Below are 12,840 nucleotides of genomic sequence, written 5' to 3'. Positions count from 1 at the left end.
ATCAGGCAGGGCGAGCCGCTAGCGGACAGCCCTTATGCAGCAAGCTGGTGGCCGGCAAATGTGTGGACTTCAGGTTATTTGAAGAACTGGCTGGGCGTGGTACCGAACTGGCGCTTGAACATGCTGGCGAAGGCACTTGGGCTGTCATAGCCCAACGCGCCCGCCACATCGATGATTCGCTCGCCCAGCGCTATCCGCTCCAGTGCCTGCATCAGCCGCGCCTGCTGGCGCCACTGGCCGAAGGTCATGCCGGTTTCCTTGCGGAACAATCGCTGGATGGTCTTTTCGTCCACCCCTAGTCGCGCGCCCCAGTCGGCAACGGTGGCGTTATCCTCGGGCCGTTCATGCAATGCCGCGCAGATCACCCGCAGCCGCTGGTCGCTGGGTTGCGACAGCTTCAGCGGCAAGGTTGGCAGGACGCAGATTTCGTCGAGAATCAGGCGCATGACCCGGGCTTCGCGCGAGTCCTCGGCAAACGGAGCGGTGAAGCCCACCGAGGCCTTGATCAGTTCGCTGAGCAAGGGCGAGATGCTGATGGCCTTGCTCTGCAGGGGCAGGCCCGTTGCCGCGTCGATGCGCACGAACACACTGCGCATCTTCACGTCGCCGACACAGCGAATGGCGTGCACCTGGCCGCAAGGCATCCACACACCGCGGCTGGGTGGCACCGTCCAGCATTCGTTGCCGGACTCGACGATCATCAGGCCTTTGATGGCATAGATCAGTTGATGCTTGGTATGGCTATGGGGCTCGATGAACCAGTCGCTTGGGTAGTCTGTCGCACGGCTACCGACTTCCCAGGTCCACTCATCGACCTCCACCAACAATTCACGCTGCGGCTTTACCATCGTGACCTCATATCGGAGCAGCCTGGCAGCGCCACTTTAGCAGCAACGGCCAGGGCGGGCCCGCGAGCGGGTGGCCGGCAGCAAGGCGGTGGCTAACCCGAGCAGCGGCAGGAACGCGATGGCTTGGTACACCCATTCGATGCCATGCTGGTCGGCCAGTGTGCCCAGGCCGGCTGCACCCACGCCGCTGATGCCGAACATCAGCCCGAACATCACCCCCGAAACCATGCCGACCCGGCCTGGCACCGCCTCTTGGGCATACACCACCAGGGCAGCGAATGCCGAGGACATCACCAGGCCGATGGCCACCGCCAGTACGGCTGTCCAGGCGAGGTTGGCATGGGGCAGGGCCAGGGCGAAGGGCGCCACGCCGAGGAACGAGACCCAGATCACGGCCTTGCGCCCGATGCGATCACCCACCGGGCCACCGGCAAAGGTGCCCAGCGCAACGGCTGCGAGGAACACGAACAGGTACAGCTGGCTGTGCTGCACACTCAGGCCGAAATGCTCGATCAGGTAGAAGGTGAAGAAGTTGGTGAACGAAGCGATGTAGACGAACTTGGCGAACATCAGCACGGCGATCACCACCACCGCGCGCCACATGGCACCCCGCGACAGGCCAGGGGCCTGTTGGCCCGCGAAGCTCTTGAGCCGGGCCTGGCCGTGGCGCACGCTCCAGCCCGTCACCCGCAGCAGCACCATAACAGCCAGCGCAGCGGCCAGCATGAACCAGGCAATGGCCGGTTGCCCGTGCGGAATGATGATGGCAGCGGTGAGCAGCGGGCCGAGGGCCGAGCCGGTATTGCCGCCGACCTGGAAGGTTGATTGCGCGGTCCCGAAGCGCCCGCCGGAGGCCATTCTGGCCACCCGCGAGGCCTCTGGGTGGAAGGTGGCCGAACCCACGCCGACCACGGCGGCAGCCACCAGCAGCATTTCATAGCTGCCAGCAAAGGCGAGCAGGGCGATACCCACCAGCGTCACCAGCATGCCGGCAGGTAACAGGTAGGGTTGTGGGTGCTTGTCGGTGAACATGCCGACCCAGGGTTGCAGCAGGGAAGCGGTTACCTGATACACCAAGGCGATCCAGCCGATCTGGGCAAAGCTCAGCGCGAAATCGCTTTTCAGCATGGGGTAGATCGATGGCAGTACGGCTTGAATCAGGTCATTGAGCAGGTGGGCGAATGCAGCAGCACCGACGATGCGCACGACAAAGCCCTGAGGCTGGTCGGCAGGCGTGGCGGCGGCTACGGAGGCGGCGGAGGTTGTCATGGGCAAGGTTCTTCTATGGCAAGGGAGCAAGGCATTGCCGCAGCAGGTTATCCAGTGCACAGGTGGCCTGTCTCACGCCGAACAGGCAGCCAATGTCGCGTTTCGGGCATCCTTGCCCGCAGCCTGAAAAGAGAACGGAGGCGCCCGGCATTCCATCATTACAGCGTGAGGAAGGACAGAGGTGTATCGGGCGCGGCCCGTGTGCAGGAACGGCCTTGTGTCGCGATGGGCCGCTCCAGCAGGTGATGCGATCAGGCCATATCGGCTGCGGTCTTGCCGGCGACCTTGTTGCGCCCGCCCAGCCATACCAGCAACAGCCCCGCAGCCGCCAGCACACCCCCGGCCATTGGCACGGCGGCGTAGCCCAGGTTCAGGCTGATAACCGCACCACCCAGCGCCGCGCCCACGGCGTTACCCAGGTTGAACGCACCCACGTTGATCGACGATGCCAGGCCCGGCGCCTCGATGGCGGCAGTCATTACGCGCATTTGCAGCGGCGGTACCACGGCGAAGGTGAACATGCCCCAGACCAGCAGGGCGATGGCGGCGCCGATGTGGCTGCTCAGTATCAGGGGCATCAGCAGCATGATCAGCGCCAGCACGGCGAGGAAAATCTTCGCCGCGCCATCCAGCGACCAGTCCGCCAGGCGGCCCCCCAGGCTGTTGCCAAGGGTGAAGCCAACCCCGATAAGTACCAGCCCCAAGGTTATGAAGCTGTCCGAGGCACCGGTCAGTTCGGCCAGCACTGGTGCCACGTAGGTGTACAAGGTGAACATGGCGCCGGCACCGAGCACGGTGGTGGCCATTGCCAGCAACACGCTGGGGCGGGCAATGACTGCCAGTTCCTTGCGCACATGCGGCACGCTGCCGCGTTCACCCTTGGGCAGGGCGTACCACAGTGCGGCCATGGCCAGCAGGCCGAGTACGGCGGTGCCGGCAAATGCCATGCGCCAGCCGATCTGCTGGCCGATCCAGGTGGCGGCTGGCACGCCGCCGATGTTGGCGATGGTCAGGCCCATGAACATGGTGGCCACGGCGCTGGCCTGTTTCTCCTTGGGCACCACGCTGGCTGCCACCACGGCTCCCAGGCCGAAGAACGCACCATGGTTGAGGCTGGTGACCAGTCGCGAAGCGAGCAGGGTGTAGTAGTCCGGCGACAGCGACGACAGCAGGTTGCCAAGGGTGAAGATGGCCATCAATGCCATCAGCGCAGCGCGCCTCCCAAAGCGGCTGAACAGCAGGGTCATGATCGGCGCGCCGACCATCACGCCAATGGCATAGGCGGTGATCAGCATGCCGGCGCTGGGGATGCTCACCTCCACGCCCTGGGCGATGACTGGCAGTAGCCCCATCGGGGTGAACTCGGTAGTGCCGATGCCAAAGGCGCCAATGGCCAACGCGAAGAGCACGCGGCCGGGTCTCATTGTTTGAGCAGTCATCAGTGTCAGTCCCAGGTTGGCGCCAGGCCGTCAGGGCTGACCTCGCGGCCATTGCGCTCCAGCTTGGCGATGCGTGCCATGTCGTCGCTGTCCAGCTTCAGGCCACGGGCAAGCAGGTTGCTGGCCAGGTTTTCACGCTTGGTCGACGACGGGATCACGGCATAGCCCAGTTGCAGGGCCCAGGCCAGGGCGACCTGGGCGACAGTAGCTTTGTGCTTGGCGGCGATCTGGGCCAGTACCGGGTCTTTCAGCACTTTGCCGTAGGCCAGGGTCATGTACGAGGTCACGGTGATCCCTTGTTCCTGGAGGAACGCAGTCAGCTTGGCGTTCTGCAGGTACGGGCTGAGCTCGATCTGGTTGGTGGCGATTTCCCCTTTGCCGACCACGGCAATGGCTTGCCTGGTCAGTTCGATATTGAAGTTGGAAACGCCGATCTGGCGAGCCAGGCCTTGCTGTTTGGCGTCGGCCAGGGCCTTCATGTACTCGGGCAGTTCTACGCCGTTGCCCGGCGCTGGCCAGTGGATCAGCAGCAGGTCGACATAATCGGTGCGCAGCTTCTGCAAGCTGTCACGCAGGCTGGGGATCAGCTTGTCGGCGGCGTAGTTGTCGACCCAGATCTTGGTGGTGATGAACAGCTCGCTGCGCGGCACGCCGCTTTCGGCGATGGCCTGGCCGACTTCGGCTTCGTTCTTGTAGATCTGTGCGGTATCGATGACACGGTAGCCGACTGCCAGGGCAGACTTGACCGAGTCGATGACGGTTTGGCCGGTGAGGCGGAAGGTGCCGAGGCCGAAGGAAGGAACGCTCATGGGGTTGCTCCTGAATAGGGGGAGGATCATGTGGTGCCCAGTGTGCAGGTTTGAACGGCAGCGAATAAGCCGCTACGGCGCCAAAGTCATTTGACCTGTAGGCAAAAATACATTTTCAAGCTGTGCATTCACTACATAAATAGGGCCAGAGGGGATTGGAACCTTGTTCAGCTAGCGCTTTTTTCATCAAGCGTTGAGGCTGCCCATGACCCCTTCCGTAATACCTGCCGATTCCATCGATGCGCTGATTGCCCGTCAGCTGCCAGGCTGGCTCAAGCGCGCGTCTGCCCAAGAGCTGACAGGGCTGCGCGCCGCTGCTTTGCGCCAACAGCGGGCGCAGGACCAAGTAGACGCCTGGTTAGGGGCCATAACCCCCTTGGATGAGTTCGCCGAGTCGTTGCTCAAAAGAGCACTTGAGGCCCATTCGATCAGGCAGGTAGACCTGCGCCAGGCACAGCTCAGGCTGGTGACGCTGCAGCCAAGACCGTCGATATCTCCTGCTTTACCAAGCACTTCGACACGCATCGTCAGCACCCAGACCCTGCTCTCGGCGGCACTGCATAACTTCCACGAAAAGGAAATGCAGCCTGGCTGGTTCGCGGCCGGGTCGCAGTTGGTCACGGCTAGCGGGCACCTGCTGCCGCTAAGTGCGCAAGCCTTTGTCCGCCTTTGCAGAGACCTTGATATCGGCAGGCGTTATCAAAGCCATTTGCAAGCGAAGCTTGAAGGCGAGGGGGGGGGCGCCGAGAGCACCCTGGAGGAGGCGATGAGCGCCAACCTGGCGCTTGCTGCAATCGCCGCAAGGATCAAGGGTGAAATCGATGAGCAGACCTGTCAGTGGATCAACCAGGTGGTGGGAACAGCGTCTTTCCTGCCAGCCGACGACACCGTGTTGAAGTGTCACACCCTGAGGCTGTTGGGCAAGGAAGTCATTGGCGCACTGGTGATCGAAGTGCGTCAGAACGCCCGCCTGCTTGGCGTTATCGCGTGGTTGCCTGAGGACCCGTATGCCCCGGTGAGTTGGCACACCAGCTGGGAGCTGCTGTACATGACCCTTGGCATACGCTTGCGTAATGAAGCGTATCGGCGGTACTTCCAGCGCTTCGTCGCAGAGCGTGATCGCGTCGCCTTCTGCGCGACGCTGAACGCGCTGCTCAACCACGGTAATACTGTTCTTCCGCTTGAGCTGGATGGCCGCTGTTTTGCGATCGAGGGCGACGTGTTCGTCGCGCTGCGCCAAGCCCGGATCGACAAAATGCGGGATGACGCGCGGGTACTGGCGGTATCGACAGAGGATGAGGATATCGCCGACCGCCGCGCACGTTTGCAGGGTTATCTGGACTTGGGCTTGAGCGTGGCAGGCCTGGCAGCGCTGTTTGTGCCTGTGTTGGGGCAGGCCCTGCTGGGGCTTACGGTGGTGCAACTGGCGGGTGAGGTGTACGAAGGCTACCAGGATTGGCAGTTGGGTGATCGCGACGCCGCATTGGGCCACTTGTTCAACGTGGCCGACACGGTCGTGATAGCGGCGGTGACGACGGCCGGGGCGGCGGCACTTGGCAAGCTGGCACAGCGAGTGGCGCGGGTGGATGCCATGGTGCCGGTAAGCCTGGGCGATGGCCAGTTGCGGCTGTGTGATCCGTCCTTGTCGGGCTATCAGCGTGAGGGCGTCGATTTGATGGTAGGACAGGCCGTGAATGAAACTGGCCGTTCGCTGAGGCGCCTGCCCGAGGCTGTCTATGAGGTGAGCGAAGGGGACGATGGCGCATGGCGTATTCATCATCCATCAAGGCCGGGGGCGTATTCACCGGCACTTGAGCACAATGGTGCCGGGGGATGGGTGCATGAGTTCGAGCAACCGCAGCGCTGGCATGACCCCGCCAGCATGGTGCGCCGCCTTGCCAGCCGCACGGCGCAGGTGCCCGATGAGGCGGTATCCGTAGCGCTGCAGGCAACCGGTTTCGATACTGACTGCCTGCGCCGTTTGTTACTGGAAAATGCGCCCCCGCCGGCACGCTTGCTCGATGCCATCGAGCGCCAGCAATTGCACCGTGATTTTCCGGCGTTGCGAGGTGAAGCTTTCGAGGAGGTCTTCAACGAGCGACAGATCAGCCCGCAAGCAGCGGACCGGGTCTTGATGCGGGACTTCCCAGGCCTTTCCCACCGCTGCGCACGGGAAATCGTCGAGGGAGCCAGCAGTGTCGAGATGGAGAGCCTGACTGGCGCAGGCCGGGTACCCCTGGCCTTGGCGGAACGTGCACGCTGGGCAATACGCGACAGCCGGATAGACCGTGCCTGCGCAGGGTTGCGCCAGGCCGCCGCAGAAAATGACGATACCGGCAAGCTCGCGTTGGGCCTGATCGATGCCATCGCCCCTTGGTCGACCGGGGTCAACGTTGAGCTGCCTGCCGCAGGCAGGGGTGGGTTGCTGCAGACGTTGAGACAGCAACTGGACAGCCGTCAGCGACAGTTGCTTGGTATGAGCCAGATGACGGATGACGCACTGGGTGAGCGGCTTGGGCGTGAGGCACTCGCAGATCGTGAGTCGGCGGCCCGGATGATTGGGCTGGCCCGTGTGGGGCAGGGGATTCGCCCTCCTGTGCGGTTGTTCGATGGGCGTTTGGGCTACCCGCTCAGTGGCCACCTGACAGGGACCCGCCAGGCACTGCGCCGCACGTTGAACCACGTGTATCCGGTGATGAGCAGTGAGCAGTTGGAGGTCTACCTGCAAGACCTGGCGCAGCGGGGGGTGGATCCGTGGAACCATGTCAGCCAACTGCTACAGGCCAAGGTAAGCCTCAAGCAGGCATTGCAAGCCTGGCGAAATGACGCAGGGCTGAACATTGTCCGCCGCCTGCGTCGTATCAAGGTTGCCAGGCGCATTACGGCAAGCTGGCAGCGCTTTACCCCTGGGGAGATGGCGGGTGACTACCACCTGACCCTCGTGGGTGAGCGGGTGGGTGACCTGCCGGCCTTGCCTGACAATGTGAGTTTCGACCACATCACGCACCTGACCCTGCGCGATATGCAGGTGACGAGCCTTGATGCGGGCTTTCTTGGTCGCTTCAGCAAGGTGCGCAACCTGGACTTGCGGAACAACCGGCTGACTCGCCTTCCTGCAGGTATCGAGCAACTGACCGAATTGAAAAACCTGCGCCTTGGCGGCAATCAGATCGTGCTTTCCAGCGAGGATAACCTGCGTTTGAGCCAGCTTGTGGAGCTGCGCCGTTTGGAGCTCAACGGCAACCCGGTCGGTTTGCTGCCACCCTTGGCGTCTTTCCCCTTGCTGCGCCGGCTGTCCTTGCGCAACACCGGGCTGGGCGAACTGCCCGCTGATCTGGCCAGGCACGGTAATCTGGAGTTGCTGGACATGCGTGACAACCAGATCCAGACGCTGCCTGAAGCGTTGTCCCTAGTGCCGCTGCGCTTGTTGCGGGGCCTGGAGCTGCACGACAACCCACTCTCGGACGAAACCCTGCAGCGCTTGCAGTTGGCCAGGGCGTCGGCCGGGGCCGCTGAGCGTCGGCGTGCGGCCCATGCCACTTCGATCCCGAACGCTGCAGCCCCTTGGTTTTCAGGGTTCACGCCAGCCCAGCGCGAGGTGCGATTGGCGAGCTGGAACCGCTTGAGCCAGGAAGCCGGGGCACAGGATCTGTTCCGCTTTTTCTATGATTTACGCGCCCTGCGTGAATACGACGCACAACCGCGCGACCTTCAGGCGCGGGTGTGGCATATCCTCGAAGCCTGCGAACAGCACGCTGAAGTACGCGCGAGCCTGTTCGAGCAAGTTGCCCGACCGCGCAGTTGCAGCGACGAGTTGCTGCTGACGCTCAGCGAGCTGGAGATTGGCGCGATGGTCGTCAGGGCCGGAACAGCCGGTACCGGGTTGCAGAAGGAGCGGGCGCTGGTCAGGCTGGGGCGTTCGTTGTTCCGCCTGGACAAAGTCAACGCAATTGCCGCGCGGCATATTGCGGATTACTTTTCGAACGATCCCGTTGAGGTTTACCTGACCTATCGCGTCAGGCTGGCGGATAGCCTCGACCTTCCCGTGCAGCCCAGCCATCTTTCGTATGAGAGTTTCAGCGGCGTTGGCCGTGAAGACCTGGACGCCGCGCGCAGCGAGGTGCTGCGGCAGGAAACGCCACAAGCCTTGGCTCAGGCGCTGGCAGATCGATCCTTCTGGCAGGACTATCTGCACGAGCAGCAGGCGGCGCGCTTCAGCCGCCTGGACGAGCCTTTTCAGCAGCGCCTGGATGCGTTGCTCGAACAATCGAAAACGCTGAGCGATGTCGACTATTTTGCCCAAGTCGAGCATATCTGCGCAGAGCGTGAGGTCGCGAAACGGCAGCTTTTGCTTGAATTGAGCCGAGAGGCAATTCAACGCCACGGCCTATGAACGAAACAGCCCGCCGAGAGGCGGGCTGTTTGCTGGGGCGGGACGATCAGCGGCGGCGGAACAGCGGCAGCGGTTCGTCGGTGGCGGCCTGGTAGGTCACCGAGAAGTCCTTCAGGCTTTGCAGCGCGTCTTCCGGGTCCTTGTCGGCACGGATGGCGAATGCGTCGAAGCCGCAGCGGGCCATGAAGAACAGCTGGTCGCGCAGCACATCGCCGATGGCGCGCAGTTCGCCTTTGAACTTGTAGCGGTCACGCAGCAGGCGCGCATTGGAGTAGCTGCGGCCGTCGGTGAATGCCGGGAAGTTCAGGGCGATGACCTGGAAGTGGTGCACGTCTTCGCCGATTTCCTCCGCTTCCTGGTCGCTGTCCAGCCATACACCCAAGCCACCATCGCGGGCCTTGAGCACATGGGCATGGTCGCGCCACATCTGTAGCGGGACGATGTAGTCGTCGCAGTTGGTCAGCTCGTCGAACGAGGTTTCCTTGGGCAGCAGGTGCCAGGTTTCGTCGACGATCTGGTTGTTCTTAATGATTCGCTGCATAGACGCGTTCCTTGAAGGGGTCGATGCCGATACGCTGGTAGGTGTCGATGAAACGCTCTTCCTCGGTACGTTGCTCGACGTACACGGCGATCAGCTTCTCGATCACATCGGCCATGTCATCCTGCGCGAAGGACGGGCCAAGGATCTTGCCCAGGCTTGCGCCGCGCGCGGCGTTGCCACCCAGCGACACCTGGTAGAACTCCTCACCCTTCTTGTCCACGCCGAGGATGCCGATGTGGCCCACGTGGTGGTGGCCGCAGGCGTTCATGCAGCCGGAGATGTTCAGGTCGATTTCGCCGATGTCGAACAGGTAGTCCAGGTCGTCGAAACGGCGCTGGATGGACTCGGCAATCGGGATCGACTTGGCGTTGGCCAGCGAGCAGTAGTCACCACCCGGGCAGCAGATGATGTCGGTCAGCAGGCCGATGTTCGGAGTGGCGAAGCCGCCCTCGCGCAGTTCCAGCCACAGCGCGTGCAGCTGGCGCTGCTCGACGTCGGCGAGGATGATGTTCTGCTCGTGCGAGGTGCGCAGGAAGCCGAAGCTGTAGCGTTCGGCCAGGTCGGCCACGGCGTCCAGCTGCTTGTCGGTCAAGTCACCCGGAGCAACACCGGTCGGCTTGAGTGACAGGGTCACAGCCACGTAACCCGGGCGTTTGTGGGCACGGGTGTTGCGCGAGCGCCAGCGGGCGAACCCTGGGTACTCGGCATCCAGTGCGGTGTAGTCGACGTTGTCGAGTGCGAGGTACTCGGGGTCGACGAAGTGGCGCGACACACGCTGCACTTCGGCCTCGGTCAGGGTGGTGCTGCCGCCTCGCAGGTGGACCATTTCGGCCTCGACCTTTTCGGCGAACACTTCCGGGGTAAGGGCCTTGACCAGGATCTTGATCCGCGCCTTGTACTTGTTGTCACGGCGACCGTAACGGTTGTACACGCGCAGGATGGCGTCGAGGTAGCTGATCAGGTCCTGCCACGGCAGGAACTCGTTGATGAACGAGCCCACCACCGGGGTACGGCCCAGGCCACCACCGACCAGCACACGGAAGCCCAGTTCGCCGGCAGCGTTGCGCACCGGCTCCAGGCCGATGTCGTGCACTTCGATAGCGGCGCGGTCTTCCTGCGAGCCGTTGATGGCGATCTTGAACTTGCGTGGCAGGTAGGCGAATTCCGGGTGGAAGGTGGTCCACTGACGGACGATTTCACACCACGGGCGCGGGTCGACGATTTCGTCTGCGGCCACACCGGCGAACTGGTCGGTGGTGGTGTTGCGCAGGCAGTTGCCGCTGGTCTGGATCGCGTGCATCTGCACGGTGGCCAGCTCGGCGAGGATGTCGGGGATGTCCTCCAGCGCCGGCCAGTTGAACTGCACGTTCTGGCGGGTGGAGATGTGGGCATAGCCCTTGTCGTAGTCGCGAGCGATCTTGGCCAGGGTGCGGACCTGATTGGCGTTCAACTGGCCGTACGGCACCGCGACACGCAGCATCGGCGCGAAACGTTGGATATAAAGGCCGTTCTGCAGGCGCAGAGGGCGGAATTCTTCTTCGCTCAGCTCACCGGCCAGGTAGCGGCGGGTCTGATCACGGAACTGCTTGACGCGGTCCTCGATGATCCGCTGATCGTACTCGTCGTATACGTACATAAAAGTCCTGTCTCAGGCATGCAGCTATTCGCGCGCACGGCCGCGCACTCCGGTACGGAGCCGGGGAACGATATCAGGTTGCGGTTATGCGCTAAAGTGATGTTTTTGCATATGAAAAGAACCAAATGGACTATGTGAGATTGACTGCCATTTGTGCGCTGAGCGTCGCCAGGCGTTTATAATCCGGCGTTTGCTTCGCAGAGATGTGACCCCATGCTCAAGGCCCTGTGCCAAAGCTTGTGCCTAGCCTTGCCACTGGTGGCAAATGCGCAACCGGCTTCGGTGGTGTTTCTCAACCCGGGGCTGTCCACCGAGACATTCTGGACCAGCTATACCCGCTTCATGAAGGCCGCCGCGGACGAGCTGGGCATGACCCTGCAGGTGCAATACAGCGAGCGCCGCGCCGACCTGATACTGACCCAGGCCCGGGCGATCCTGAACGCGCCGCAGCGGCCGGATTACCTGGTACTGGTCAACGAGCAGTACGTGGCACCGGAAATCCTGCGCCTGTCGCGTGGCACCGGGGTGAAACTGCTGCTGGTCAACAATGGCCTGACCGCCAGCCAGCGCCTCAGCATCGAGGCTCAGCCCGACAAGTATGCCGAGCCGCTGGGTACCTTGATGAGCAACGACGAGCAGGCGGGCTACCAGATGTTGCACTCGATGCTCGCACAACTCCCTCGCAACGCAGGGCCGGTGGATCTGCTTGCCTTTGCCGGGGTCAAGACCACCCCGGCCTCGCAGTTGCGCGTTGAGGGCATGCGCCGCGCCTTGGCCGATTTCCCTCAGGTGCGCTTGCGGCAGGTGGTATACGGCGGCTGGAATCGCCAGCGCGCCTACGAGCAGGCGCAACAGTTGCTGGAGCGTTACCCGGCCACCCGCCTGGTGTGGTCGGCCAATGACCAGATGGCTTTTGGTGCCATGCAGGCGTTCGAGGAGGCCGGGTATACGCCGGGGCGTGATGTGCTGTTCGGTGCCGTCAACAGCTCGGCCGAAGCCTTGCGCGCGCGTATCGATGGGCGCTTGAGCGTGCTGATGGGGGGGCATTTCACCCTTGGCGGTTGGGCCATGGTGATGCTGCACGATGATGCCCATGGGCTGGCGTTGAACCGCGACGGCCTTCGCGAGCGCCGTGTTCCGGTATTGCAGGAAATCGATCAGGCCAAGGCCAGGCGTTGGTTGAAGCTGCTGGAAAGGGACGACTACGGCGTCGATTTTCGGCGTTACAGTGCCGAAGGGCGGCCGCCCGGTTACCGTTACCCGTTTCTGGCGTCACCGGTCGAATATTGAATGACCCTGCTTGAGGGAAGGACATTGCTCGTCTTAACTGCTGGTGGTGAAGTGCATTCCCATAACCACTACAAGAGGCAATGCAATGGGAAACCCAACCAAGGTCCGCAAAGCTGACAGCAGTGTCGATGCCTGGGCGATCCTCTGTCTGATCGTTCTGGTGGTGGTCACTGCCGTGTATTGGGTCAGCCACCAGTAACTTGAAACTCAAGACCGTGATGTAGCAGGGGCGCCTGCGGGAGGGAATCTCGCAGGCGCTTTATTATTGCCTGTGCCCGCCTCTTCGCGGTGGAAACATCTGCCTTGAGAATGACGCAGGACCGTTGTAGGAGCGGGTTTACCCGCGAAAGGGCCGGCCCTGCTGGCCAATTACCACCCGCCGTTCACCGTTGCCGTCGCGACCGTATTCGCGGGTGAACCCGCTCCTACACAGATCGGTGGTGGACACACATCGGGGGTTGGACACAGGCCGCCGTAGGAGCGGGTTTACCCGCGAAAGGGCCGGGCCTGCTGGCCAATTACCACCCGCCGTTCACCGTTGCCGCCGCGACCGTATTCGCGGGTAAACCCGCTCCTACACAGATCGGTGGTGGACACACATCGGGGGTTGGACAC

General features: G+C 62.8%; 8 protein-coding genes. 2 read left to right on the top strand and 6 right to left on the bottom strand.

Annotated elements, in window-relative coordinates:
- Positions 1–74 precede the first annotated feature (74 nt).
- From INQ47_RS18515 to dkgB, 4 genes are all read right to left on the bottom strand, one after another.
- Positions 75–848, bottom strand: coding sequence for a helix-turn-helix domain-containing protein (locus INQ47_RS18515; RefSeq protein ID WP_209964927.1), 774 nt, complete (start codon positions 846–848; stop codon positions 75–77).
- A gap of 36 nt (positions 849–884) precedes the next feature.
- The gene (locus INQ47_RS18510; protein WP_404702292.1) at positions 885–2,117 is read right to left on the bottom strand and encodes an MFS transporter; all 1,233 of its coding nucleotides are present in this window, start codon (positions 2,115–2,117) and stop codon (positions 885–887) included.
- A gap of 251 nt (positions 2,118–2,368) precedes the next feature.
- The gene (locus INQ47_RS18505) at positions 2,369–3,541 is read right to left on the bottom strand and encodes an MFS transporter (protein WP_404702331.1); all 1,173 of its coding nucleotides are present in this window, start codon (positions 3,539–3,541) and stop codon (positions 2,369–2,371) included.
- A gap of 20 nt (positions 3,542–3,561) precedes the next feature.
- Positions 3,562–4,365, bottom strand: coding sequence for a 2,5-didehydrogluconate reductase DkgB (dkgB, locus tag INQ47_RS18500; RefSeq protein WP_404702291.1), 804 nt, complete (start codon positions 4,363–4,365; stop codon positions 3,562–3,564).
- A 205-nt stretch (positions 4,366–4,570) separates the two neighbouring features.
- Here dkgB and INQ47_RS18495 point away from each other — a divergent pair, with 205 nt between their 5' ends.
- Positions 4,571–8,758 (top strand): NEL-type E3 ubiquitin ligase domain-containing protein, encoded by a 4,188-nt coding sequence (locus INQ47_RS18495; RefSeq protein ID WP_404702290.1) that lies wholly within the window; start codon positions 4,571–4,573, stop codon positions 8,756–8,758.
- 46 nt (positions 8,759–8,804) lie between these two features.
- Here the strand turns inward: INQ47_RS18495 and INQ47_RS18490 are convergent, their stop codons facing one another.
- Together INQ47_RS18490 and INQ47_RS18485 are read right to left on the bottom strand one after the other, a co-directional pair.
- Positions 8,805–9,299 (bottom strand): DUF934 domain-containing protein, encoded by a 495-nt coding sequence (locus INQ47_RS18490; protein WP_003250391.1) that lies wholly within the window; start codon positions 9,297–9,299, stop codon positions 8,805–8,807.
- Positions 9,283–10,935 carry a nitrite/sulfite reductase gene (locus tag INQ47_RS18485; RefSeq protein WP_021782849.1) on the bottom strand — a complete coding sequence of 551 codons (1,653 nt, stop codon included), beginning with the start codon at positions 10,933–10,935 and terminating at the stop codon, positions 9,283–9,285. Before INQ47_RS18485 ends, INQ47_RS18490 begins: the two co-directional genes overlap by 17 nt.
- 213 nt (positions 10,936–11,148) lie before the next feature.
- Here INQ47_RS18485 and INQ47_RS18480 point away from each other — a divergent pair, with 213 nt between their 5' ends.
- Positions 11,149–12,225, top strand: a complete 1,077-nt coding sequence (locus tag INQ47_RS18480; protein WP_252459362.1) for an ABC transporter substrate-binding protein — start codon at positions 11,149–11,151, stop codon at positions 12,223–12,225.
- The last annotated feature ends 615 nt before the right edge of the window (positions 12,226–12,840 follow it).

The organism is Pseudomonas sp. 3HC3, from assembly GCF_044904505.1.
Classification (GTDB): Bacteria; Pseudomonadota; Gammaproteobacteria; order Pseudomonadales; family Pseudomonadaceae; genus Aquipseudomonas; species Aquipseudomonas putida_Y.
Note: the sequence above shows the minus strand (reverse complement) of the source record. Positions and strands in the feature narration are given on the sequence as shown.